The organism is Microcoleus sp. N3A4, from assembly GCF_036701805.1.
In the GTDB taxonomy this organism is placed as follows: domain Bacteria; phylum Cyanobacteriota; class Cyanobacteriia; order Cyanobacteriales; family Microcoleaceae; genus Microcoleus.
In genome coordinates this window covers 1-23,345 of sequence record NZ_JAUBRJ010000088.1, presented here as the reverse complement: position 1 = coordinate 23,345, position 23,345 = coordinate 1, and the positions used below count along the sequence as shown (strand labels likewise).

At 48.4% G+C, this 23,345-nt stretch carries 37 protein-coding genes; 4 read left to right on the top strand and 33 right to left on the bottom strand.

Annotated elements, in window-relative coordinates:
* Positions 1–194: 194 nt before the first annotated feature.
* Together QUA56_RS32255 and QUA56_RS32250 are read right to left on the bottom strand one after the other, a co-directional pair.
* Positions 195–485 carry a helix-turn-helix transcriptional regulator gene (locus QUA56_RS32255; RefSeq protein WP_333366762.1) on the bottom strand — a complete coding sequence of 97 codons (291 nt, stop codon included), beginning with the start codon at positions 483–485 and terminating at the stop codon, positions 195–197.
* Positions 486–593: 108 nt separating this feature from the next.
* Complete coding sequence (locus QUA56_RS32250; RefSeq protein ID WP_333366759.1) at positions 594–959, bottom strand: helix-turn-helix domain-containing protein; 366 nt, start codon at positions 957–959, stop codon at positions 594–596.
* A gap of 27 nt (positions 960–986) precedes the next feature.
* Between QUA56_RS32250 and QUA56_RS32245 the strand changes: the two genes are divergently transcribed.
* Positions 987–1,535: a hypothetical protein gene (locus tag QUA56_RS32245; RefSeq protein ID WP_333366756.1), complete on the top strand. Its 549-nt coding sequence runs from the start codon at positions 987–989 to the stop codon at positions 1,533–1,535.
* Between the two features lie 15 nt (positions 1,536–1,550).
* Here QUA56_RS32245 and prfA read toward each other — a convergent pair whose 3' ends face one another.
* The 31 genes from prfA to rplC form a co-directional block, all read right to left on the bottom strand.
* Positions 1,551–2,645 carry a peptide chain release factor 1 gene (gene prfA / locus QUA56_RS32240; RefSeq protein WP_333366754.1) on the bottom strand — a complete coding sequence of 365 codons (1,095 nt, stop codon included), beginning with the start codon at positions 2,643–2,645 and terminating at the stop codon, positions 1,551–1,553.
* Between the two features lie 310 nt (positions 2,646–2,955).
* Positions 2,956–3,264: a 50S ribosomal protein L31 gene (rpmE, locus tag QUA56_RS32235; RefSeq protein ID WP_333366751.1), complete on the bottom strand. Its 309-nt coding sequence runs from the start codon at positions 3,262–3,264 to the stop codon at positions 2,956–2,958.
* A gap of 236 nt (positions 3,265–3,500) precedes the next feature.
* On the bottom strand, positions 3,501–3,911 hold the full coding sequence (rpsI, locus tag QUA56_RS32230) for a 30S ribosomal protein S9 (protein ID WP_106147490.1): 411 nt from the start codon (positions 3,909–3,911) through the stop codon (positions 3,501–3,503).
* The gene (gene rplM, locus QUA56_RS32225) at positions 3,911–4,366 is read right to left on the bottom strand and encodes a 50S ribosomal protein L13 (RefSeq protein ID WP_333306989.1); all 456 of its coding nucleotides are present in this window, start codon (positions 4,364–4,366) and stop codon (positions 3,911–3,913) included. The genes rpsI and rplM overlap by 1 nt, the downstream gene beginning before the upstream one ends.
* Positions 4,367–4,476: 110 nt before the next feature.
* Positions 4,477–5,319, bottom strand: coding sequence for a tRNA pseudouridine(38-40) synthase TruA (truA, locus tag QUA56_RS32220; RefSeq protein WP_333366748.1), 843 nt, complete (start codon positions 5,317–5,319; stop codon positions 4,477–4,479).
* A gap of 29 nt (positions 5,320–5,348) precedes the next feature.
* Positions 5,349–5,699 (bottom strand): 50S ribosomal protein L17, encoded by a 351-nt coding sequence (gene rplQ / locus QUA56_RS32215; protein ID WP_333174645.1) that lies wholly within the window; start codon positions 5,697–5,699, stop codon positions 5,349–5,351.
* A gap of 125 nt (positions 5,700–5,824) precedes the next feature.
* Positions 5,825–6,769, bottom strand: a complete 945-nt coding sequence (locus QUA56_RS32210; protein ID WP_333366787.1) for a DNA-directed RNA polymerase subunit alpha — start codon at positions 6,767–6,769, stop codon at positions 5,825–5,827.
* Positions 6,770–6,943: 174 nt separating this feature from the next.
* Positions 6,944–7,342, bottom strand: coding sequence for a 30S ribosomal protein S11 (gene rpsK / locus QUA56_RS32205; protein ID WP_006634980.1), 399 nt, complete (start codon positions 7,340–7,342; stop codon positions 6,944–6,946).
* A gap of 84 nt (positions 7,343–7,426) precedes the next feature.
* Complete coding sequence (rpsM, locus tag QUA56_RS32200; protein WP_006634981.1) at positions 7,427–7,810, bottom strand: 30S ribosomal protein S13; 384 nt, start codon at positions 7,808–7,810, stop codon at positions 7,427–7,429.
* 83 nt (positions 7,811–7,893) lie between these two features.
* The gene (rpmJ, locus tag QUA56_RS32195) at positions 7,894–8,007 is read right to left on the bottom strand and encodes a 50S ribosomal protein L36 (protein ID WP_015178722.1); all 114 of its coding nucleotides are present in this window, start codon (positions 8,005–8,007) and stop codon (positions 7,894–7,896) included.
* Between the two features lie 371 nt (positions 8,008–8,378).
* A complete protein-coding gene (infA, locus tag QUA56_RS32190) occupies positions 8,379–8,603 on the bottom strand; it encodes a translation initiation factor IF-1 (protein ID WP_006276978.1) in 225 nt (74 codons plus the stop codon).
* 293 nt (positions 8,604–8,896) lie between these two features.
* Positions 8,897–9,478, bottom strand: coding sequence for an adenylate kinase (locus QUA56_RS32185; protein WP_333366745.1), 582 nt, complete (start codon positions 9,476–9,478; stop codon positions 8,897–8,899).
* A gap of 5 nt (positions 9,479–9,483) precedes the next feature.
* On the bottom strand, positions 9,484–10,788 hold the full coding sequence (gene secY, locus QUA56_RS32180) for a preprotein translocase subunit SecY (protein WP_333366743.1): 1,305 nt from the start codon (positions 10,786–10,788) through the stop codon (positions 9,484–9,486).
* A 102-nt stretch (positions 10,789–10,890) separates the two neighbouring features.
* On the bottom strand, positions 10,891–11,337 hold the full coding sequence (rplO, locus tag QUA56_RS32175) for a 50S ribosomal protein L15 (RefSeq protein WP_006634984.1): 447 nt from the start codon (positions 11,335–11,337) through the stop codon (positions 10,891–10,893).
* A gap of 145 nt (positions 11,338–11,482) precedes the next feature.
* Positions 11,483–12,031, bottom strand: a complete 549-nt coding sequence (gene rpsE / locus QUA56_RS32170; RefSeq protein ID WP_190745441.1) for a 30S ribosomal protein S5 — start codon at positions 12,029–12,031, stop codon at positions 11,483–11,485.
* 162 nt (positions 12,032–12,193) lie between these two features.
* A complete protein-coding gene (rplR, locus tag QUA56_RS32165; protein WP_333366740.1) occupies positions 12,194–12,556 on the bottom strand; it encodes a 50S ribosomal protein L18 in 363 nt (120 codons plus the stop codon).
* A gap of 2 nt (positions 12,557–12,558) precedes the next feature.
* On the bottom strand, positions 12,559–13,107 hold the full coding sequence (gene rplF / locus QUA56_RS32160) for a 50S ribosomal protein L6 (protein ID WP_333366738.1): 549 nt from the start codon (positions 13,105–13,107) through the stop codon (positions 12,559–12,561).
* Between the two features lie 184 nt (positions 13,108–13,291).
* Entirely contained in the window at positions 13,292–13,696 is a 405-nt protein-coding gene (gene rpsH, locus QUA56_RS32155) for a 30S ribosomal protein S8 (RefSeq protein WP_332978141.1), read from the bottom strand.
* A 22-nt stretch (positions 13,697–13,718) separates the two neighbouring features.
* Complete coding sequence (gene rplE / locus QUA56_RS32150; RefSeq protein WP_333366735.1) at positions 13,719–14,264, bottom strand: 50S ribosomal protein L5; 546 nt, start codon at positions 14,262–14,264, stop codon at positions 13,719–13,721.
* 190 nt (positions 14,265–14,454) lie between these two features.
* Positions 14,455–14,817, bottom strand: a complete 363-nt coding sequence (gene rplX / locus QUA56_RS32145; protein ID WP_333366732.1) for a 50S ribosomal protein L24 — start codon at positions 14,815–14,817, stop codon at positions 14,455–14,457.
* Between the two features lies 1 nt (position 14,818).
* Positions 14,819–15,187 (bottom strand): 50S ribosomal protein L14, encoded by a 369-nt coding sequence (rplN, locus tag QUA56_RS32140; protein WP_006634991.1) that lies wholly within the window; start codon positions 15,185–15,187, stop codon positions 14,819–14,821.
* Between the two features lie 108 nt (positions 15,188–15,295).
* Entirely contained in the window at positions 15,296–15,544 is a 249-nt protein-coding gene (gene rpsQ / locus QUA56_RS32135; RefSeq protein ID WP_006634992.1) for a 30S ribosomal protein S17, read from the bottom strand.
* Positions 15,545–15,611: 67 nt separating this feature from the next.
* Entirely contained in the window at positions 15,612–15,893 is a 282-nt protein-coding gene (gene rpmC / locus QUA56_RS32130; protein WP_333366729.1) for a 50S ribosomal protein L29, read from the bottom strand.
* A gap of 158 nt (positions 15,894–16,051) precedes the next feature.
* Positions 16,052–16,471: a 50S ribosomal protein L16 gene (gene rplP / locus QUA56_RS32125; protein WP_333366727.1), complete on the bottom strand. Its 420-nt coding sequence runs from the start codon at positions 16,469–16,471 to the stop codon at positions 16,052–16,054.
* Between the two features lie 114 nt (positions 16,472–16,585).
* Positions 16,586–17,314 carry a 30S ribosomal protein S3 gene (gene rpsC / locus QUA56_RS32120; RefSeq protein WP_242719701.1) on the bottom strand — a complete coding sequence of 243 codons (729 nt, stop codon included), beginning with the start codon at positions 17,312–17,314 and terminating at the stop codon, positions 16,586–16,588.
* Between the two features lie 114 nt (positions 17,315–17,428).
* Entirely contained in the window at positions 17,429–17,788 is a 360-nt protein-coding gene (gene rplV / locus QUA56_RS32115; protein WP_333366724.1) for a 50S ribosomal protein L22, read from the bottom strand.
* Positions 17,789–17,884: 96 nt separating this feature from the next.
* Positions 17,885–18,166, bottom strand: a complete 282-nt coding sequence (gene rpsS / locus QUA56_RS32110; protein WP_333366721.1) for a 30S ribosomal protein S19 — start codon at positions 18,164–18,166, stop codon at positions 17,885–17,887.
* Between the two features lie 100 nt (positions 18,167–18,266).
* A complete protein-coding gene (gene rplB / locus QUA56_RS32105) occupies positions 18,267–19,130 on the bottom strand; it encodes a 50S ribosomal protein L2 (protein WP_006634998.1) in 864 nt (287 codons plus the stop codon).
* Positions 19,131–19,305: 175 nt separating this feature from the next.
* Positions 19,306–19,614, bottom strand: coding sequence for a 50S ribosomal protein L23 (locus tag QUA56_RS32100; protein ID WP_172190395.1), 309 nt, complete (start codon positions 19,612–19,614; stop codon positions 19,306–19,308).
* Complete coding sequence (gene rplD, locus QUA56_RS32095) at positions 19,607–20,239, bottom strand: 50S ribosomal protein L4 (protein ID WP_333366717.1); 633 nt, start codon at positions 20,237–20,239, stop codon at positions 19,607–19,609. The genes QUA56_RS32100 and rplD overlap by 8 nt, the downstream gene beginning before the upstream one ends.
* 115 nt (positions 20,240–20,354) lie before the next feature.
* Positions 20,355–20,990 carry a 50S ribosomal protein L3 gene (rplC, locus tag QUA56_RS32090; RefSeq protein WP_333366715.1) on the bottom strand — a complete coding sequence of 212 codons (636 nt, stop codon included), beginning with the start codon at positions 20,988–20,990 and terminating at the stop codon, positions 20,355–20,357.
* Between the two features lie 432 nt (positions 20,991–21,422).
* Between rplC and QUA56_RS32085 the strand changes: the two genes are divergently transcribed.
* From QUA56_RS32085 to QUA56_RS32075, 3 genes are all read left to right on the top strand, one after another.
* On the top strand, positions 21,423–21,899 hold the full coding sequence (locus QUA56_RS32085; RefSeq protein WP_333366712.1) for an NAD(P)H-quinone oxidoreductase subunit N: 477 nt from the start codon (positions 21,423–21,425) through the stop codon (positions 21,897–21,899).
* 119 nt (positions 21,900–22,018) lie between these two features.
* Positions 22,019–22,624, top strand: coding sequence for a VWA domain-containing protein (locus tag QUA56_RS32080; protein ID WP_333366709.1), 606 nt, complete (start codon positions 22,019–22,021; stop codon positions 22,622–22,624).
* Positions 22,625–22,696: 72 nt separating this feature from the next.
* Entirely contained in the window at positions 22,697–23,206 is a 510-nt protein-coding gene (locus QUA56_RS32075; RefSeq protein WP_333366707.1) for a salt stress protein, Slr1339 family, read from the top strand.
* The last annotated feature ends 139 nt before the right edge of the window (positions 23,207–23,345 follow it).

Genomic DNA, 23,345 nt, shown 5'->3' with positions numbered 1-23,345 from the left:
TAAAAATTAAAATTTGCAGCTTGAACAGATGAAACGCGCGATCGTATATTGACCCAGAAACCGGGTTTTTTACGAAAATATTGCGTTGTAGCTCACAGATTAGGTAAAAACCCGGTTTCTTTGTCGGAGTGCGTCAGTCCATAAGGGCGATCGAACTCTTCTTTGCAAAACGGGCGATCGCGATCGATCCTAACTCATTCCCCAGCAGCCTCAGCCGACGCAGCGAATCTATCTGCTACAGCTTTGCCAATTAGCGCCACCTGACTCAGAGGCAAAAACTGAATTTTTTTGACAATATCGTTAATTTCTGGGGCTTGCGAGACTGGATTGCCATCCAAAATGCTGAGAAACTCTTCCAGCGAATAACCTGCTCTCGCAGCAATTTTAGCCAAGTTTTCCGTTTCTGGAACCGTATCGCCCCTTTCCCAAAGCTGAACCGCAGTAGCAGAAACGCCCAAAAGCTTACCAAACGCTCGCTGACTCATTGTTGCGCGCGCCGTTTTGATGATTTCGCTCAGTTTTTGTCTATTTTGGATGTTCACGACTTAAAAGCTATGCGATCGTATCTACGAGTCTACTTGCCAACTGATACATCAACTATATTTCCCAGACGACTCAGCCGCCGCCGCGAGCCTATCCATCACCGCTCTACCAATCACTGCCAACTCACTAATGGGTATACATTGAATTTTTTTAAGCAGATCGTTAGTATCTACGGGTTCCTGCACCGGCTTGCCTTCGAGGTGAGCCATGAGCTCTTCCATCGTAAAGCCTGCTCTGGTAGCAATCTGAGTCAAATTTTTTGTATCTGGAAGTACCTGCCCCTTTTCCCAATACAAGACAGAAGCAGCAGAAACTCCCAACAGCTTGCCAAAAGCAGTCAGACTCATCGAGCCCCGCGCTAATTTAACAACCTCACTCAGTTTTTTCTTAGCTTCTGCGTCCACGGTATCAGCCACGAGATAACCACAATTCCTAGTTTACTTGTGTACCAACAAATTTACCTGTCTTGCTTGACAGGAGAAGATTTAACAGATATTATTTTAATTAGATTGAAAATTTTAATTTTAATGAAACCAGATTTAGGAGAAATAGCAATGACCAAGAGACGCACTCAAAAAACTCACAAGCCCAGCCACGCACGTCAAAGCCTTACAGCCTCCGGTTGGCTAAAACCCCAGCGCTGGCAAATCTCCAAAAAAGAAGCAGCCGAAGCCCTGAGAATGCCCGTCAACCGGATAGTCAAAGTTTACCCCAAACAACATCAAGTAATAGTCGTTTACCTGAATAAAAAAGGGCAAAAATGCAGTTCCTTTTTCAGCTACAGACTATTTGCCAGATGGGAACAAGAGGCGATCGCAGCAATTGCCAGTTGTCGAAACCAGCAAATCCTAGCACCCCTAGAAATTATCGTACAGTACGACCTCGAACATTTCAAGTATCCCGTCCAAAGCGCCGATGCAATTTGGGAAGCCCTGCTCAACCATATCTCCCGCGTCACAAGGGAACTGAGGCTGAGCAAACAATGCGCCTAGCCCCCCATCACTCCATCAATTAGTAGAAGCAGCCAACTCAGCCAAACGTTCCTGCTGATCCTGAGAAATGCAAGTTTGAATAATCCCCTCAATATCACCTTCCAAAACAGTATTGAGCGAGAAATTTTCCCCCAAACGGTGGTCGGTAGCCCGATTATCCTTATAGTTGTAAGTGCGAATTTTTTCCGATCGCGAACCAGTACCAACCTGAGCCAAACGCCGCGACTTCACCTCATCCTGCTGCTCCCGCAACTTCATCTCATAGAGCTTAGCCCGCAAAATTTGCATCGCCCGCTCCTTATTCTGCAACTGACTGCGCTCCTCAGTACAGAAAATCCGAATCCCAGTCGGCTTGTGAAACAAATCCGCAGCAGTTTCCACCTTGTTCACATTTTGACCGCCAGCGCCGCCCGATCGAGCTGTACTCATCTCAATATCCTTCGGATCGATGTGAATCTCCACATCATCAACCTCCGGCATCACAGCCACAGTCGCCGTCGAAGTATGCACCCGGCCGCCCGCCTCAGTCACAGGCACTCGCTGCACCCGGTGTACCCCAGCCTCAAACTTCAGCTTGCTGTAAACGCTGTCGCCTGTAATTTCCAGAATCACTTCTTTAAACCCGCCCATTTCCGCCAGCGACTCGCTCACCAACTTCACCTGCCACCCTTGAGTTTGAGCGTAGCGCGAATACAGCCGCAGCAAATCTCCCGCCCAAATACTGGCCTCATCTCCGCCAGTACCCGCCCGAATTTCCAGCATAATATTCTTGTCATCGTTCGGATCGCGCGGCAGCAGCAAAACCTTCAAACGACTTTCCAAATTCTCCTGCTTCGACTCAAGTTCCTGAACTTCCAGCGCGGCCATTTCTTGCATATCTCGATCGCCCGCGGCTTCCTTGAGAACCTGTCGCGCGCCCACCAAATCTTCCTGAGTGGTTTTCCACAGAGCAAAAGTATCGACCACTTCCTCCAAGGACGATCGAGCTTTTGCTACCCGTTGAAACTCTTGATTGTCCCTAGCCACATCCGGGTCAGCCATGCGGCGAGTCAACTCATTAAAAGTTTGCTCTACCGACTTCAATTTATCCAGCAAATAAGATTCAGCCATTGTCAGTTGTCCTTTGTCAATCGATTTTAGATTTTAGATTTTAGATTTTAGATTTTAGATTTGAAGAACAGTTGGGATAGAATCTCGATCGAACTCAACTGCCAGCCGTAGCAAGTCTTCAATCTAAACTCTCCAATCCGAGGTCGGAGCGATTTTAGATTTTAGAACTCAAGAGCAGTTAGGATAGAATGTCGATCGAACTCAACTGCCAGCCGTAGCAAGTCTTCAATCTAAAATCTAAAATCCGAGGGCGGTAAGTTGTCAGTAGAAAGAACTACTCTCAACAAACTGCGGACAAATGACAATCCGGCTACTTCTTCTTTTTACCTTTACCAGCAGCCTTAGAAGCATCTGCTTTCGGATCTTCCATTTTCAGCGGCCCAGAGGAAGCATCTGCCTTCGGCATTTCTACTTCCGTCATGCCGTATTTCCGCATAAAGCGCTCCACACGACCTTCAGTATCAATAATTTTCTGAGTGCCAGTATAAAAAGGATGATTTCCCGACCAGACATCAACTTGAAGCTTTGGTCTAGTTGAACCAACAGTCATCACCAGTTCCCCGTTGCAATAAACCTGAGATTCGGGATACCACTCAGGGTGAATGCCAGCTTTCGCCATTGTTTTTTACTCTCTAATTTTTGACTTTACTACCATTTTAGCTGTCATCGGACTTGCGTACCAACAACAGCAGCAATTTTGCCTTATATCTTCTGAAACCAGCGATCGTCCATAGCAAATAGACTTGAAAAAAAAGGAAGATAGAATCTGGATAATTTTGCCTTCTTCCCTCTTCCCTCTTCCTTCTATCCGTTACATCCGTTACATCCGTTACACAATCCGCTGCCGAACCTCGATTACCGCTTCGAGTATTGAGGAGCCTTGCGAGCTTTCCGCAAACCGTACTTTTTCCGCTCTTTAGCCCGCGGGTCGCGAGTCAAATAGCCCTCAGTCTTCAGAGGCTTGCGGTTGTCCGGGTCTAATTGACAAAGTGCTCTAGCGACACCCAAGCGAATCGAGTCAGCCTGACCTGTCAACCCGCCGCCTTCAACTTTCACCAAAATATCGTACTCATTTTCCAGACCCAAAGTTTCCAGAGGAGCCTTAGCGAGGGCCAAATAAGTAGGGTTGAATTGCAGGTACAAATCCCCCTCTTTACCGTTGACAGTCAGTATGCCAGTGCCGGGAACCAAGCGCACCCGCGCTACTGAACATTTGCGCCGACCGGTACCCCAGTACACAGCGCGGCCGGTATCTGTTGCTTGCATTAGTCATTTCCTCCCGGAATCGTGTGAACAATTAACTCTTCTGGTTTTTGAGCTTGGTGCGGGTGGTTTGGGCCAGCGTACACCTTCAGCTTAGTAAACAATTGTCTGCCTAGAGAAGTGTGAGGCAGCATTCCCCGAATAGCTTCTTCGACAATTCTTTCGGGCAAACGTGCTTGCAATTTGGCAAAAGTTTCTGTTTTCATGCCGCCCGGTCTTCCAGAGTGGCGGCGGTAGATTTTCTGGCTGCGTTTTTTGCCAGTCACAGCGATTTTTTCAGCATTGATGACAATTACGAAATCGCCGGTATCCATAGAAGGAGTGTAAGTCGGTTTGTGTTTTCCCCGGAGGTACATGGCAACTTCTGTTGCCAGACGGCCCAGCCGCTGGTCGGCTGCATCGACCACGTACCACTTGTGCTCTAGGGAGTCTTGAGTAGGGACGTAAGTTTTGTTCATTGTTATTTGTTAGTTGTCAGTTGTTATTTGTTAGTTGTCAGTTGTTATTTGTTAGTTGTCAGTTGTTATTTGTTAGTTGTTGCTAATAACTAATAACCAATAACCAATAACTAATAACTAATAACTAATTTTGGCTGAGTGTCATACCAAACTTCGGGAGGAAAGGGAAAGTCTTGATAGCCAACTCGCAGCAGGCACAAACCTTGAGGGGGGGCGGCATATTTTACCAGTTCTCGGCGTTCGTTGACCCAGATATCTGTAAAATTGTCGATCGGCCTTTCCCCGCGACCCACCTGCACCAGCAACCCCACCAGCAGCCGCATCATCCCGTACAGAAACCCGCTCGCCTGAACCTCAATATAGACAAGAGGCCCAGAACGGTGACACTCTGCCGCTTGTACGTCCACCCAGGAATGGGGGCGGGCAGACCCCGCGCGGTGGAAAGCAGCCAGGTGATGCCGCCCGATTAGCGGTGTCAAAGCTGTCTGAATCAAAGATTCATCCACAGGAGCGTGATAGCAGTGCCAAGCAAAAGGACGCACAAACAAATTAGGGGTCGGGTCTGTATAAAGGGTGTAGCGATAGCGCCGCCAACTGGCTGAGAACCGAGCGTGCCAGGTGGGTTCCACCTTTGCCGAAGCTCGAATTAAAATATCTTTTGCCAGTCGAGAGTTGAGAACGCTTGCCCAGCGGTGAGCCGGAATTGGGCCCAGGGCGTCAAAATGGGCTACTTGAGCAGCGGCGTGAACTCCCGCATCGGTTCTCCCGGCAGCGTGCAGCGTTACCGGGCGTTCCAGAACAGTCGATATTGCTGTTTCAATTTCTTCTTGTACTGTACGCTGGTTCGGCTGTCGCTGCCAACCGTGAAAGTTAGTGCCGAGGTATTGGATCACCAGAGCAACGCGCTGTATCGATTGGGGATTTTCGATTGGGGATTTTGGATTGTCAGTCATAAATCACAAATCTCCAACCCAAAATTGAATTAAACCAGTTCCACGATCGCCATTTCGGAATTGTCTCCTTGACGGGGGACAGTTCGTACTACGCGGGTGTAGCCCCCGTTGCGCGAGCCGTACCGTTCTTGTGCCGCCTCAAACAAGGCGTGTACTAACTGTTTGTCGTAGATATAGCCCATAGCTTGGCGGCGAGCGGCCAAGGAGCCTTCTTTTGCCAGGGTAATCATCCTGTCCGCCTCTGAGCGCAGCGCTTTGGCGCGGGCGAGAGTGGTGGTGATTTTACCGTGGCGGATTAATTCGGTGGTCAGCGAGCGCAGTAGGGCGCGGCGCTGGTCAGCCGGTTTGCTGAGTTGGGGAACGCGACAGCGGTGACGCATGGCAGTTGGTAATTGGTAATTGGTAATTGGGCGCCGGGATAGTCCGCGAGTTTTGAGCGGTGAATTCTTTAACTTAAAAACTCACCTACTTAAAATTCAGAACTTTTTTACCCGTTACCCGTTGATTAACTTTTAGCTGATTTTTCCTGTGGCAAGGTAATGCCCAAGCGTTTTTGTAAAGCTTCAATCACTTCTTCTGCCGACTTCTGCCCGAAATTCTTGATCTCGAGCAAGTCTTCTTGGGTATAATCCAATAAGTCTGCGACTGAGTTGATCTGAGCCCGCTTGAGACAGTTGTAAGCCCGGACGGACAACTGCAATTCTTCGATCGGAATTTGGCTAGTAGGATCTGCTTCACCTGGATACTCTGGTTTGAGAGAATCTTGGGTGATGTCTTTGAGAGGTGCAAATAAATCTACCAGGATGTGAGCAGATTGACTCAGAGCTTCTTGAGGAGTCACGCTGCCATCAGTCCAGATTTCCATAACCAGCCGGTCTTTCTCGACCGTGCCGCCTAGCCGAGCATCTTCAACGCTGTAGTTGACTCTGCGAATCGGCATAAAGATGGCGTCAATTTGGAGAAAATCCAAAGCCGATCCATCATCGCGACTGCGGTCTACTGCTCGGTATCCGATGCCTTTTTCAATTCGGAATTCCATTTCCAGAATTGATCCGGGGGAGAGAGTCGCAATGTACTGGGATCGATCGATCAATTCCACCTCAGAGGGCAAATCGAATCTATCGGCCGTAACTGTGACGGGCCCCTCAATCCGCAACCTGCCGATTTGCGGCTGCTGAGAATGAGTTTTGAGGACAACCTCTTTCATGTTCAGGAGAATTTCTAGAACGTCCTCCCGTACCCCTTCGATCGTGGCAAACTCGTGATTGACACCCGCGATTCGGACTGAAGTTACTGCCGTTCCTTCCAAATTTGAAAGCAGAACTCGCCTCAGCGCATTCCCAACAGTTGTTCCCTGACCGCGATCGAGCGGTTCCAGAACAAATTTTCCGTACTGACTGCGGTCTTTGTCAGTGTTAGACTCTATACATTCAATTTGAAACTGCGCCACGGAGTGACCTCCCTTTTCCACTTTGGATTTTTGATTTTGGATTTTAGATTGCAGAGCATACCCCTGAATGGATTTCGGATTTTGGATGGACGGGGCAACAGTTAGAACCATTAGTTTTTGACTTTAAGCAGTTAGCCATTATCCAAAATCTAAAATCTAAAATCTCAAATCGTTTTAGACTCTACGCCGCTTGGGAGGGCGACAGCCGTTGTGAGGAATTGGGGTAACATCTCTAATCAGGGTGATTTCCAGTCCCGCCCCTTGCAGCGCCCGAATAGCAGTTTCTCGACCTGCTCCGGGCCCGCTCACCATTACTTCTATTTGGCGCATTCCTTGGTCGTTGGCTCTGCGGGCAGCACTTTCTGCTGCTGTTTGAGCTGCAAAGGGAGTCCCCTTCTTAGCTCCTTTAAAACCGCTGGAACCCGCTGATGCCCAGGATATTACTTCCCCGTTGAGGTCGGTAATAGTCACAATTGTGTTGTTAAAGGTAGACTGGATGTAGCCTACCCCATTGGGTACATTCCGTTTCTGCTTTTTTGCACCAGATTTCTTGCCTGTTTGTTGTCGCGCCATATTAGTCTCTTTAACGTTTCTCTCAACTAATGTCCCGAAGCGCTAGGAGCCAGCAGCCCCCAGCGTATTTTTCCCAAAAAGATGTTACTTCTTGGAAGGTGCCTTTTTCTTGCCCGCAACTGTTCGGCGGACGCCGCGACGGGTTCTGGCGTTGGTACGGGTTCGTTGTCCCCGCACCGGCAGACCCAAACGGTGACGCCGACCGCGATAAGTTCCGATGTCCATCAGGCGCTTGATGTTCATTGACTCCCAGCGCCGGAGGTCTCCTTCGATTTGGTATGTGGTTTCTACATGAGCCCGCAGAGCTGTCACGTCGGCCTCTGTTAAATCCTTGACGCGAGTGTCAGGATTTACGCCTGTTGCAGCGATAATTTTTTGGGCCCGCGACAAGCCTATTCCGTAAATGTATGTCAGACCTATTTCGACGCGCTTATCGCGTGGAAGGTCTACCCCGGCAATCCGTGCCACACTTTTTGTCTCCCTAGTTTTCCTGTTTGGCTACAATGTTCAATTAGGATGCACCTGCGTGCAGTGCCCAATCTTCTTTTTTTCTAACCTTGGCGCTGTTTGTGTTTCGGGTTAGTGCATATCACCATCACTCGACCGCGACGGCGGATGACGCGACATTTCTCACAAATTTTTTTGACAGATGCTCGAACTTTCATCTTTCTTCCTGCCTGGAGAACCCCGCTCTACCGGAGAGCAGGCACGCTGGGACTGCCCGTAGAGCGGTGGGAGGAGAGGCTGGGCAAGGTGTAGGCCTCTCCTCGATTAAATTGTATAAAGTGCGGGTTGTTTCATGAAGGAGCCCGCTTGCACCCACTCTCCCATTGCTGGGGTAAAGTTCGTCTGCACAAAAATGTTGGCGAGCGATACTTTTACGGCGTAGCAATGACTTAACCCGGTACACCGGTGGGTTGTTGACGCCCTTCTCGGCAACACTACAAACGTAGCATTATAGCATAAATTTGACGCTTTTTACCAAATTCTCTCTAAATTAAACTTAGAATTAGTTTTTAGAAAGTTTTATCTAAGCCTATTTTTTCCGAAGGCGATAAGTAATCCGGCCTTTGGTCAAGTCGTAGGGGGTTAATTCGACTTTGACGCGATCGCCAGGCAGAATTTTGATGTAGTTGCGGCGGATCTTGCCGGAAATGTGAGCCAGCACGTTAAACCCATTATCTAGGTCAACGCGAAACATCGCATTGGGCAGGGATTCCGTCACCGTCCCTTCCATTTCAATTAAATCTTGCTTAGACAATTTGGTATTTACCTCAACTCTACATTTGATTAACTAGGAGTATCCCGCTGTTTACCTCAAAACCTATTTACTGGTAAGGGTAAAACGGGAACGGGGGGCAAGAATTCGGGCGACTCGATCGACTTAAAGACTCAATTAACCGCTCACTTTAGCTTTACTTGAGTAAAGTTCTGGCAATTAGTATCGAGTTCAATCCTGTTTCTAGCAACCCTCACAAAACCTGATAGCACAAAAAGCTCCTAGTTAACATATCTTAGCAAAAGCTGGTGAGTAACAAGCTGTATTGAGAGGGTTCAAGAGTCGCCAGAGAGAGCTTGCTGCAGTTCTGCGGTGACTAATTCCATCGCTCGATCGCCATCAACCGCAACTAACTGTTCGCGGTTTCTGTAAAACTCAATCAAAGGTTCAGTTTGCTCGCGATAAACTTGCAACCGGCGGCGGATCGTTTCCTCGTTGTCATCTTGGCGACCCCGCGACAACAGGCGAGCCACCAAAATATTGTCAGGAACGTCCAAATTGACAGCTCTCAGAGCGCAGTCCTTTCCCGACTTACTTCCCTCGATACCAACATCACAGAGCAGTTTGTCAAAAAATGCTGCCTGTGCGACAGTGCGGGGAAAGCCGTCCAGAATCCAGCCAGCACGAGCATCTGACTGATTCATACGTTCTTGCACGATATCCATCAATAACTCGTCAGGAACTAACTCTCCCCGATCCATGTAGGATTGTGCCTTTTGACCCAAGTCCGTTTTGGCAACTACGCAGGCGCGTAGGATGTCACCGGTAGAAATGTGGGGTATTTTCCAGAGAGCTGCTAAAAGCTGAGCCTGAGTTCCCTTTCCTGCCCCTGGAGGCCCCATAAAAATCAAGTGCATTGCGATTACTTCACCATTCCTTCATATCGTTGGGAGATGACGTAAGTTTGAATTTGCTTAGCAGTTTCGATCGCGACACCTACTAGAATCAGTAGGGAAGTTGCGCCAAAACCTCTAAAAGTTTGCACTCCGATCGCGCTTTCTACAGCAGTTGGTACAATGGCCACCAGACCGAGAAATATCGCTCCCAAGAAAGTCAAACGGTTCAAAACCTTCTCCACATAATCGCTGGTTTTCTGGCCCGGACGAATTCCAGGAATGCTGGCGCCCATTTTCTTTAAGTTCTGAGACATATCTACAGGGTTGACAATCAACGAAGCGTAGAAATAGCTGAAGAACAGAATCAAAGTCAGATAAAACAGCGCGTAAGCCCAAGGCGTCGGTCCGTTCGGACTCAAAACATTAGCAACTTGAACCAAAAACGGGTTATTGAGAGACTGAGCGAGGAAAGAAGGCACAATCAACACCGAAGATGCAAAAATAATCGGCATCACTCCGCCTTGATTCAAGCGCAGGGGCAGATAGCTGCGGCTCTCCCGATAAACTTTGCGACCAACTTGGCGGCGGGCCGAAATAATCGGAATGCGACGAGTACCTTCCTGAACAAAAACAATCCCGACAATCGTCACCAAAAAGACCAGCAGCAGAACGATGACGCGGCCGACAACTTGTGTATCGCCACTTTGAGCCAATTCAAAAGTTTGTCCCAAAGAGCGCGGCAAAACCGACACAATGTTGATAAAGATCAGCAGCGACGCTCCGTTGCCGATACCTCGCTCCGTCACCACTTCCGATATCCACATCACAAACATCGAGCCTGCAGTCAGGGCCAAAGCAGTTTGTGCTATGAATAAAGGCGAGGGAGCTTGAGCAAAAGGGCTGACCCAAATCGCAATGCCAACGCTTTGCAGAATTGCCCAGCCCAAAGAAACGTAGCGAGTAATTTGAGAAATCTTGCGCCGTCCTGCTTCCCCTTCATTTTTCTGCAAGTCTTCTAAACTTGGCAGAGCCGCAGTTAGAAGTTGCACAATAATTGAAGCATTAATGTAGGGCAAAATCCCCAGCGCGAAAATCCCCAAAGCTGACAGGCCGCCTCCTGAGAACAAATCCAGAAAGCCAATTAAAGGGCTATTTTGGACGTTTTGGGCAAAGGCGACTCGATCGATGCCGGGGACTGGCAAGTGAACGCCCAGGCGTACTAAAATCAGTAAGCCAATAGTTACGAGGATGCGGCCCCGCAAACCAGCAGCTTGAGCCATCTGCATGAATGTCTCTTGTGCAGTTGGCGCTTTCTCTCTACTAACGTCCATAGTTACGATTTTGGATTTTAGATTTGGGATTTTCGACTAAATCATTTTCTGATAGCAAGCTTGAGGATTTGAGATTTGGACAGACTCTCAAACCTCAAATCTTTACGCAACTAATTCGCAACTTCCGCCGGCGGCTTCAATTTTGGTACGAGCACCTGCGGTAAAAGCCGAGGCGCGCACTTGCAAAGGCACATTCAGTTCGCCATCTCCTAAGATTTTCAGCGGCCCGTCGTCTGTGGTGACAATTTTTGCTTGGATCAAAGAGGTGAGAGTAACTTCTGTGTTTGCTGGCAGCGATGCTAATTTACTTACATTAATGGTAGTGTACTCTTTCCGGTTCACTAGAGGGAAGCTTTTCAACTTGGGGAGACGGCGGTAGAGAGGATTTTGACCTCCTTCAAAACCGGGTCTAGTGCCGCTGCCGGCTCTAGATTTTTGACCGCGCATCCCTTTGCCGGAGCTCGCGCCTTGACCGGCAGAAATACCTCTGCCCAAGCGTCGGGGGCGCTTTTGGGAGCCTGCTTTGGGTCGGGCGTCTTGCAATCTCATAGTTTTAGTAATTGGTAATTGGTAATTGGTATTTAGAGAGCGGGTACGCAGTAGTTTTGAGTGCGTGAGTTTTGAGTTGCGGATTTTTTTTATTCTCAACTGGGAACTTAACACTCAAAACTTACAGTTTCCCATTCTCTATGCCCTAACCGTAGAGGTTTTCTACTGGAATTCCGCGCTCTTGAGCAACTTCGGACAAGGTGCGGAGGGTGGAGAGGGCATTGACTGCTGCTCGGGCGTTGTTTAAGGGATTTCCGGAACCTAGCTGTTTGGCTAAGATGTTGCGGACTCCTGCTAGTTCGAGAACAGTTCGCACTGCTCCTCCTGCAATTACCCCGGTTCCGGGTGCTGCCGGCCGCATCATCACTTTAGCTCCGCCACCGTCACCGTTGATGGGGTGAGGAATCGAGTTAGATTTGGTGAGGGGGACTTCAATTAGGTGCTTTTTGCCGTCGGCGACGCCTTTTTTAACGGCACCGATAACATCGCTAGCTTTACCGACTCCAACTCCAACTTGACCGCGTTCGTTGCCGATAATGACTATGGCGCGGAAGCTAAGTTTTTTACCACCTTTGACTACTTTGGTAACGCGCCGGATCTGAACGACCCGCTCTTGCCATTCGGATTCTTTTTCGCGCCCTTTGTTGTTGCTGCTGCTTTTTTTCTTGTTGCGCTGTTCTTTTTGTTCTGCCATAGTTTTGTCCTGTGGGAATTAGTAATTGGTGAAAGGCGATCGGCAATTGGTAATTGTTTGAGTAAAAAGTAAAAATAGAAGAAATCTGGATTTGGCCTTTTAACTTTCAACTTTTGACTTTTTACTTTTTAATTACTCATTACCCGCTACCCATTACCCCCTCTAGAAGTCTAACCCCGCTTCGCGAGCTGCTTCTGCGAGGGCTTTGACACGACCGTGATAGAGGTTGCCTCCGCGATCGAATACGACTTTGACTATGCCAGCGCTGGAACAGCGTTTGGCAATCAACTGACCGACTTGCACGCTCGCGGAGCAGTTGCCGCCAGAACTGAGAGTTGACTTCAATTCGGGATCGAGAGTTGACGCGGCGGCCAAAGTGTGCTGGGCGGTGTCGTCGATTACTTGAGCGTAGATGTGCTGCTCCGATCGAAATACCGCTAGTCTGGGACGTTCGGCGGTGCCGAAAACCTTGCGCCGCACCCGGCGGTGTCTGCGGTGGACTGATTCTTTGCGAGTAAGCTTCATTGTTACTTCTTACCTGTTTTGCCTGTTTTACCAGCTTTGCGCCGGACGACTTCGCCGCTGTAGCGAATGCCTTTGCCCTTGTAGACTTCAGGCGGACGCACCGCGCGGATGCGGGCTGCTGTATTGCCTACGAGTTCTTTGTCAATGCCGGAGACAATGACGTTGGTGTTGCCTTCAACTGCCATTGTGATGCCTTCTGGAGGGGGCATTTCAACGGGTTTGCTGTAACCGACGTTTAAAATCAGGTTCCGTCCTTGAACCTGTGCCCGATAACCTGTGCCGATAATTTCGAGACGCCGCTGAAAACCTTGGGATACACCTTCGACCATGTTGGCGACTAGGGTGCGGCACAAGCCGTGCATTTGTCTGGCGACGCGAGATTCGTCTCGGCGGGTAACGAGTAAAGTCTCGCCTTCGAGTCCCATGAGGATTTCGGCTGGGATAACTCGGGAAAGTTCACCTTTAGGGCCTTTGACGGCTACTTTTTGACCGTCTAGGGTGATAGTGACTTTATTGGGAATGCTAATCGGACGCTTGCCAATTCGCGACATAGTTTTTTGTCCTTTGTTTTTAGTTAATTAGTCGTCAGTTGTCAGTTGTTAGTTGCCAGTTGTCAGTTGTTAGCTGTCAGTTTTTAGTTGTCAGTTGTTAGTTGTTAGCTGTCATTATTTGCTACTAACCACTAACCAATAACTAATAACTAATGACTAATGACTGCTGACTAATGACTAATGACTACCAAACATAACAAAGCACTTCACCGCCCAAACCTTGGCGTCGGGCTTCTCGATCGGTCATAATGCCGCTGGAGGTGGAAATAATGGCAATGCCAATTCCGCCTAACACTCTGGGCAATTCTTTACGGTTCGAGTAAACGCGCAGTCCTGGTTTGCTGACTCGCTTAAGTGCCGTGATAATGGGCTTGCGAGTTTTACCTTTGTACTTTAGAGAAAGCACTAAATGTCGCTTGATCCCTTCTGGTTCTGCTTCTTCAAATTCGCTGATAAAGCCTTCACTTTTGAGGACTTGGGCGATGCTGCGGGTCATTTTTGTAGCTGGAATTTGCGTTGTTTGGTGGCGCGCCATGCAAGAATTGCGAATGCGCGTCAACATATCTGCTATGGTATCGTTAGCTGCCATCTTTTGCTTCTTACTCTAGTGCTTAGTTGTCCCGGAACGGCATTCCCATTTCTTTAAGCAAAGCGCGTCCTTCTTCGTCGGTGTTTGCTGTGGTGATAATTGAAATGTCCATGCCTCGAATTTGATCGATGCGGTCATATTCTATTTCTGGAAAAATTAGCTGTTCTCTCAGACCCAAGCTGTAGTTGCCGCGCCCGTCGAAGCTTTTGGGGCTGATGCCGCGGAAGTCCCGGATTCGGGGGAGTGCGAGGTTGATCAGCCGATCGAGAAAATCGTACATCCGATCGGCGCGCAGCGTCACCATAACGCCGACGGGTACTCCTTTGCGGATTTTGAAGCCTGCGATCGCTTTTTTCGCCCGCGTCACCACGGGTTTTTGCCCGGTGATGATGCCAATTTCGTTGATCGATGAATCCAGTGCCTTAGCATTTTGAGATGCTTCTCCCAAACCGCGGTTCACGGTGACTTTGACGAGTTTGGGAACCTGATGGATATTAGTATATTTAAACTGATCCATCAGTGTGGGAACGATTTTTCCTTGATAAAGAACCTTGAGTTTGTCCGGCATAGTTTTTGTGTTTCGTTAACTGTCCCTGGGCTTGGTCAGGGAATTGTTTGTTGTCAGTTGTCAGTTGTCAGTTGGCAGTTGTTAGTTGTTAGTTGTTAGTTGTTAGTTGTTAGTTGTTAGTTGTTAGTTGTTAGCTAATGACTAATGACTAATGACTAATGACTAATGACCAATGACTGATGACTAATGACTAATTATCGATGATTTCTCCGGTTTTTTTGAGCTGTCGCAGTTTCCGGCCATCTTCGCTAAATGTATAGCAAACGCGGCTGGCTATTTTCTCTTTTTCGGAGTAGTGCATAACATTTGAGCTGTGAATGGGAGCCTCAAACGTGACTATTTTGCCAGATTCTCCCTCTTGCTGGGGCTTGACGTGCTTGGTTCTGATATTGACACCTTTAACAATTACTTTGCTGACTTTAGGATATGTCTTTAAGATTTCTCCGACTTTTCCCTTCTCTTTGCCAGTAATTATTTGCACGGTGTCGCCTGCTTTGACGTGCATTCTGTGGCGCTGCGGTTCGCTAGTTGCTTTACCCTTTTTTCCGTACATTTTAAAGTACCTCCGGGGCTAAGGAAACGATTTTAGTAAAGTTTTTGTCGCGCAGTTCGCGGGCGACGGGGCCGAAGACGCGAGTGCCTTTGGGATTGCCGTCTACGTTGATAATAACGGCGGCGTTATCGTCAAAACGAATGCTCATGCCGCTGTCGCGACGCAGACCTTTGCGGGTTCTGACAATGACGGCCCGGACGACATCTGATTTTTTGACGGCCATATTGGGGATGGCGTCTTTGACGACGGCAATGATGACATCGCCGACTCCGCCGTAGCGGCGGTTGCCGCCTCCCAATACGCGGATGCACATTAGTTTGCGGGCTCCGCTATTGTCGGCGACATTGAGGTATGTCTGGGGTTGAATCATGGTGATTGTTGAGTGTTAACTGTTGAGTGTTAACTGTTGACTGTTGACTGTTGACTGCTAGTTGATTGTTAATTTTCGATCGGGCGATCGCGATATCGCAATTAACTGTTAGCCGTTTTTTGTCCCGAAAATCTCAGCAACCGTCCAGCGTTTGGTTTTGCTCAAGGGTCGAGTTTCAGTGATGCGGACGCGATCGCCAGATTTGCACTGATTTTCTTCGTCGTGAGCTTTGTACCGCTTGGTGCGGACTACGATTTTGCCGTATTTGGTGTGGGAGGAGCGGTTTTCGATTGCTACCACGACGGTTTTATCCATTTTGTCGCTGACTACTACGCCAACTCGTTCTTTAATTGCCATACCTACCTATTGTTGTTGTGCAATTGAGTTTTTTTAGCTAATGTGCGAGCCGAGGCTAGGCTGCTGCTCACTCTTGGCTGACTTCTGCGCTGGGAGCGGAATCTGCGGCTTCTTTAGATGCGGCTAATTTTTCAGCAGCTTCTGCATCAGCAGCGACTTGGCGCTCGCGTTCAACTGTCATCAATTGAGCGACCCGGTGTTTGGCGTGCTTGAACAGGTGAGGCTTTTCCATGCGGCCGGTAGCTTGCTGGAGCCGCAATTCCATTAATTGGCGCTTGACGGCTAAAATTTGCTCTGCTAGTGCTGCATCGCTTAATTCTCTAGCTTCTTTAATCTTGGGCAAAGACATAATTGTGTGCTTTATCGTTAGCGATCGGTATGACAGAAGACAGAATTGTCTAGATGCTGAATGTCGAAGGAAAGAAAAGTTATGAATGGTAGATTTTAAATTGCTGTAGCCGTTTAAAACTTTGACCAATGCCGACCTACTTTTACCTTCGATTATCGCTATGACTGGTCTCCTTCGCGGGTGATGAACTTGGTTTTAATTGGTAATTTGAAAGATGCCAAACGCATTGCTTCGCGGGCAGTTTCTTCACTTACGCCGCCAATTTCAAACATTACCCGACCGGGTTTGACAACGGCAACCCAAAACTCAGGATTACCTTTACCGGAACCCATCCGGGTTTCTGCTGCGCGCTGGGTGACTGGTTTGTCGGGAAAAATGCGAATCCAGATTTTGCCGCCCCGGCGGATATAGCGAGTCATGGCGCGGCGTCCGGCTTCTATTTGGCGGGAAGTGATCCAGGCGGGTTCGATGGCTTGGAGCGCGAAGTCGCCAAAGCTAACTGTGTTGCCGCGGGTGGCAATACCGCTCATTCGCCCGCGCTGTTGTTTGCGGAATTTGGTTCTTTTAGGGCTTAACATGGCTTTGGGAGTTGGGTAATTGGTAATTGGTAATTGGTAATTGGTGATTGCTAATTGCTAATTGGTTTGGAACAACTGACACTTAACAAGTGACAACTAACAGTTAACAATTAGCTAGCCTTCGTTCGATCGATCTTCAAAGTTCTGGCGGCGGCGCTTTTGTTTGGTGCGGGGCACTGCTGCATTTGGTGCGGCTTCTTGTTCCTGTCCGGGAATAATTTCGCCTTTGAAAACCCAAACTTTAATGCCCAGAATACCGTAGATGGTTTGAGCGGTGCAGTAGGAGTAGTCGATGTCTGCCCGCAGCGTGTGCAACGGGACTCTTCCTTCGCGCGTCCATTCGGTACGGGCGATTTCTGCGCCGTTGAGGCGTCCGCTGACTTGAATTTTGATGCCTTGAATGCCGACTTTTTGAGCGCGGGTGATTGCTTGGCGGACGACTCGGCGGAAGGATACGCGCCGTTCTAGTTGCTGAGCGATGTATTCCGCGATCAGTGTGGCATCGGCGTCTACTCGCTGGACTTCGACGACGTTGATGCGGATTTGACGGTTGCTACCGAGTTGCTGCTGCAAACCGACGCGCAAGGTTTCGATGCCTGCTCCACCGCGGCCTACGACAACGCCCGGTCTGGCGGTGAACACTTCTAGGTCGATTTGATCGGCTTTGCGCTCAATTCTGACCGAGGAAATGCCAGCATTGCTGAGGGTTTTGCGGACGTACTTGCGAATTTTATAGTCTTCTTGCAAGAGTTCTGGATAGTTTTTGGGGTCGGCAAACCAGCGAGAGCGGTGCTCTTGGGTAATGCCGAGGCGAAAACCAATTGGATGTATTTTTTGGCCCATAATAGTTGATGAGTTAATTGGTAATTGGTAATTGGTAATTGGTAATTGGTAATTGGTGATTACCCATTTTTTTCAACTTTAAGCTGTTTATTACCTATTACATTTTTCCCTGGTTTAGTTTTCTAGGAGTGGAGCTACTACTACGGTAATGTGACAAGTTGGCTTGCGGATTTGGTAGGCGCGACCTTGAGCGCGGGGTCTGAATCGTTTGAGGACTGGGCCTTGGTCTGCGTAAGCTTGGGAAACTACTAGCTTGGTTTTGTCGAGTCCTGCGTTGTGTTCGGCGTTTGCTACTGCCGATCGCAAAACTTTGACAATTGGTTCGCAGGCGCGGTAGGGCATGAATTCGAGTAGAATCAGCGCTTCTTGGTAGCTTTTGCCGCGAATTTGGTCGAGGACTCGGCGCACTTTGAAGGGGGAGGTTCTGATGTAACGGGCGATCGCCTTAATTTCGGATGTGGTATCTATAGCCATTTCGATTTTGGTAATTGGTAATTGGTAATTGGGGAAAAGGTAATTGGTAATTGGTATTTTTTTTTCCTACTACCTATTACCTGTCACCTAATTAGGCTATCTTTTTGCCTTTTTATCACCACTTTTAGCGTGACCTCTAAAGGTACGAGTGGGGGAAAATTCTCCTAGTTTGTGACCTACCATTTGGTCTGTGAGGTAGACTGGTACGTGCTGTCTGCCGTTATGAACGGCGATCGTGTGGCCTACCATTTGGGGCAGGATTGTGGAAGCTCGCGACCAAGTTTTAATTACTTGTTTTTGGCCGGCGGCGTTGAGTTTTTCGATTTTTGTCATCAGATTATCTGCGACAAACGGGCCTTTTTTTAATGAACGAGACATGGTGTTTCCAATGAGTTCAGTTGTCAGTTGTTAGTTGTCAGTTAGCAGTTGTCATCAGTCAAAAGATACAAACTAATGACTAATGACTAATGACTAATGACTAACTTTGTCTGCCGCCCTTGCCGCGCTTGGAAGATTTGCGGCGGCGCCGGACGATTAAAGCATCGCTGCGTTTGTTTTTGCGTCGGGTTTTTGCACCCAATGCTGGTTTGCCCCAAGGAGTGACAGGCCCCGGGCGTCCGATAGGAGCTCTGCCTTCGCCACCGCCGTGCGGGTGGTCTACCGGGTTCATGACGCTACCGCGAACGGTGGGTCTGCGACCTTTCCAGCGGGTGCGGCCTGCTTTGCCGAGGCTGAGGTTTCTGGCGTCTGTGTTGCCGACTTGACCGATGGTGGCGTAGCAGTCGGCGCGGACTTTGCGCTGTTCGCCGGAGGGCAGTTTGAGGGTGACGTAGCTACCTTCTTTTGCCATTAGCTGAGCGCTGGAGCCTGCGGAACGGACGATTTGTCCGCCTTTTCCGGGTACTAGCTCGACGTTGTGGATGCTGGTACCGAGGGGAATGTTCTTCAGGGGCAGGGCGTTGCCGATCTCGATCGGCGCGTCTGGGCCTGAGACAATTACTGTACCGACGTTTAAGTTTAGCGGGTGCAGGATGTACCGTTTTTCGCCGTCTTTGTAGAACAGCAGGGCGATGCGGGCGTTGCGATTGGGGTCGTATTCGATCGCCTTGACGGTAGCGGGAATGCTGTGTTTGTCGCGGCGGAAGTCGATGTCTCTATACAGCCGTTTGTGACCGCCTCCCCGGTGGCGACAAGTGATGACGCCTCGGTTGTTGCGGCCTTGTTTGGTGTGCTTGTTGCTAGTTAGAGACTTTTCTGGTTCTGATCTGGTAATTTCAGCGAAGTCCGAGACGGTTTGTTCCCGGGTGCTGGAGGTATAAGGTCGGTAAGAACGGATGCCCATAATCGATCTATTTTAGATTTTGGATTTTGGATTTTGGATTTGACGTTTATCGATTTTAGATTTTAGGTTGAAGATTGGCGATCTTTGGTTAACTTACGAGTTTTCTGGTTCGAGAATTTCCACCAGTTAACCGCAATTTAAAATCTAAAATCTAAAATCTAAAATCCAAAATCGTCTAGACTTCTGGGAATAGGAGTTTGCGGATCGAGTCTCCGTCGGTCAGAGTTACGGTTGCTCGCTTGTAACAAGGTTTAAAGCCGACGAATTTGCCAACTCGACGCTTTTTGCGCGGCGGGTTTTGGGTGTTGACTGCGGTGACTTTCACCTTGAATAGTTCTTCGATTGCAGCTTTGATTTGAGGCTTCGTCGCTTTGGGGGCTACGTCGAATGTGAATTGATTTAATTCCATCATTCGGGTAGCTTTCTCGGTGAGAATCGGACGCTGGATCAAATCTGCGTAGTCGCGGGGGTCGATTTTACTCACCGTAAATCTCCTGAATTTTAGCTATGGCTGTAGATGTGACGATAATTTTGTCAGCCGCGAGAACGTCGTAAACATTCAGGGAAGTTGCCAAGATGACGTTTACTAATTCGATGTTGCGTCCTGATAAGTAGACGTTTAGTTGCGGTTCTGGCAAGATTAACAGAACTTTTGTATCGGGTTCGATGCCCCAGCGGGCGATCGCACTCAGCAATTCTTTGCTTTTCGGTCTCGGAAATTGCTCTGCAAATTCTTCAACCACAATGATGTCTTCGGTACGGCTGTAGAAGGCTGTCCGCAAAGCGAGACGGCGTTCTTTTTTGTTCATCTTGACTTCAAAGTCTCTCGGTTTTGGCCCGAAGATGACACCGCCGCCCCGCCACAGCGGAGAACGGATGGAACCTGCTCTGGCTCGACCGGTGCCTTTTTGACGCCAGGGTTTGCGGCCGCCGCCTCTGACTTCCGATCGAGTTTTGGTGCAAGCATTTCCTTGACGGGCGTTATTCATTTGCCGCGTCAATGCTCTGTGAACGATGTGAGACGCATTTTCTTCTTTGGCTACGCGCAGTTCTAAAGTTGTTTCCCCAACTTCTTCGCCTTGCCAATTTCGCACTACACAGTTAACCATATCTTTTGTCCTTTGTCCTTTGTCTGTTGTTAGTTGTCTGTTATTAGTTGTTATTTGTTAGTTGTTATTTGTTATTTGTTAGTTGCTACTAATGACAAATAACCATAACTAATGACTACCACCCAACTTTTTTCTCAGGCACAACATTGACTAAGGCGCCAGCTTTGCCGGGAACTGCTCCCTTAATTAGCAGCAAATTCTGCTCTGCATCCACCCGGACAATTGTTAGTTTGCGGACGGTGACTTGAACGTTGCCCATACGTCCTGCCATTTTTTTCCCGGGATAAACGCGACCCGGAGTAGTTCCAGGTCCGATCGATCCAGGCTCGCGGTGATTCTTGGAACCGTGAGACATTGGGCCTCGTTTAAAGTTGTGGCGCTTTTGGAAGCCTGCAAAACCTTTACCGATGCTTGTACCGATGACATCTACTATTTGTCCCGGTGTAAAAGTATCGGCTTTTAGTTGTTGGCCTAATTCAAATGAACTGGTGTCTTCCAAGCGGTATTCGTGCAAGTGGCGCAATGGATTCGCCCCCGACTTGGCAAGGTGTCCTAATTCTGGCTTGTTGAGAGCCTTTGGTTTGACTTCGTTGTATCCAACTTGAACGGCACCGTAGCCGTCAGTTTGTTTTGTTTTAATTTGCGTTACTGTACAAGGCCCTGCTTGTATGACGGTGACAGGGATTGCTCTCCCTTGCTCGTCAAACACTTGAGTCATGCCTAGTTTAGTGCCAAGAATGCCTACAGACACGGATTTTTTTCCTTTTATTTACGCAAGAGGTTTCGGATTGCGAAGTTTACGTCAATCCGCTTGCTCTTGTGCAGAAACATTTATTTCAGTGTTCCTGCAATTAACTGTTATCAACCAACAGCCTTCCTCGGTGTTTAAAATTGGAGTTTTAAATTTGGGAGCGAGCTTGTGGAAGTCTTGCAAGGGTTGAGATTCGCGGCTTTTTACCTGCTAAATCTCCGAGTTTTTTCTCGGTCTTGCTTGTTTGCGCCAGGACTTGAGCAGTAAACCACTCAGTATCCTTTACGGCGACAATTCACAATAGTACATGAAGTGTTTGGCGTTTGTCAAGGCCGAGAAGATAACTTTTCGCCTCTGAAGAGAGGATTTATAATGTTTCAAGCTCGCAAGCAGCGATCGACCAAATTTTGATACAGCAGGAAACACAAATTTATGGGACTGATTACGACGGGATCTGATCTGATTCGGGATTTGGAAAAGTCGGGGTCGCTGGCCCTGTACGTTCCTTTAGAGGGAGGATTTGAGGGGCGCTACCTGCGGCGGCTCAGGGCTGCGGGCTACGGTGCGTACACCATTACGGCGCGGGGTTTGGGCGATTTAGCGATGTATTTGACGGGGGTTCACGGGGTGCGACCGCCGCATTTGGGCAAGAAAACTACTGGTAATGAAGGGGCTGTGGGTTATACGTACTACGTGCCGCCGATGTTGAAAACTCAATTAGACAATTTGCCGCCGAAAGCAAAAGGACTGGTGCTGTGGATTATTGAAGGGCAGATTTTGTCGAGTCAGGAGATTGAGTATTTGACTGTTTTGCCGACGTTAGAACCGCGAGTTAAAATAGCAGTGGAGATGGGGGGCGATCGAGCTTTTAGCTGGAAGCCGCTTAAAGATGCTTTAGTTGCAGCTTAAATTCCGGTATTTGCGATCGCAAATCAACTAAAAAAACGCAGCGAGCAACAAAAGCTCAACAGCTTCTGCTCGCTGGTTTTGCTCTTTTTTGGAAAAACTTAATTAACAGGAAAAATCTTATGCTTCAGAACCGCGATTATACAATTATCATTGACAAAAGCGGCAGTATGTACACGAAAGACCAGATGGGCGGTAAAAGTCGGTGGGCGCTCATGCAAGAATCGACGATCGCACTGGCGAATAAATGCGAAGAACTCGACCCCGACGGCATAACAGTTTATGTGTTTTCCGGTCGCTTCAAGCGCTACGACAACGTAACATCGGCTAAAGTCGTGCAAATTTTCCAAGAAAACGAACCTTCTGGGACTACGAATTTAGCCCTCGTCCTGCAAGACGCTCTGAACAGTTTTTTTCAGCGCAAAGCATCCGGTAAGACCAAGCAAAATGGGGAAACAATATTAGTGGTGACGGACGGGGAACCGGACGATCGCAAAGAAGTGATGAAAACGATTATAGAGGCTTCGCGGAAGCTCGATCGAGATGAAGAGTTGGCGATTTCTTTCATTCAAGTAGGAAATGCGCCGGAAGCTACTAAGTTTCTCAAGATATTGGATGACGAACTGCAAAGCGCCGGGGCTAAATTCGATATCGTTGATACTGTCACGATGGATGATATTGAAGGAATGACCCTGACGGAGGTATTGCTGAATGCAATAACTGATTGAGGAGGCGGGGGAAGTTTCCGTGATTGTATTGGGGCCAGTTGGCCCAGCAGCATTTTTTAGGGGGTTTAAGTTATGGAGTCGATCGATCGCCTGTTAGCTGAACTTAAGGCAGAGTATCAAGCATCTCAAAAACAAGCTGATGAGTTGAAAAGTCAGCCGCTGGTGCAAGCACAAGCGCCTTTGCAACAAGCAGCAGCGCCGTCAAATCCAACATTTAAAACATCAGATATAAATTTGTCTGCTGGTCATTTAGACAAGGATTTAGCTCAAATTAAGGCTGAGTACGAAGCACAAAATAAAGCTCAGGAAGTGGCTTTACAGGAACCGCTTCAGGCTGAGCACGAAGCGCAAAATAAAGCTCAGGAAGTGGCTTTACAGGAACAGCCGCCAGCAGAAAAAGTCGCGGGGCCGCAGTTGCAGGTACAAACGCACAGGCAGAAAGTGAGGCAAGCTCAGGTTTGGCTGAAAAAGTTGGATAAGAATTCCGATGAGGGATATTGGTTCGATCAGTTTGCTTTTAGGTATTCTTCGAGGATAGATGCGGCGATCGACTATTTGCAAGCGGTGAATGAGTTTGATTGATTCAACTACACGGTATTCACAATTTGTCAGGACGGTTTTTGGTTAATTGCGATTTCTATTTTTTGGGTTCTTCATTAGTTGGTATGCTAAACTAACAATTAAATGCTTGCGTAAGCAAACATCTATTTTTGTAGTTGTC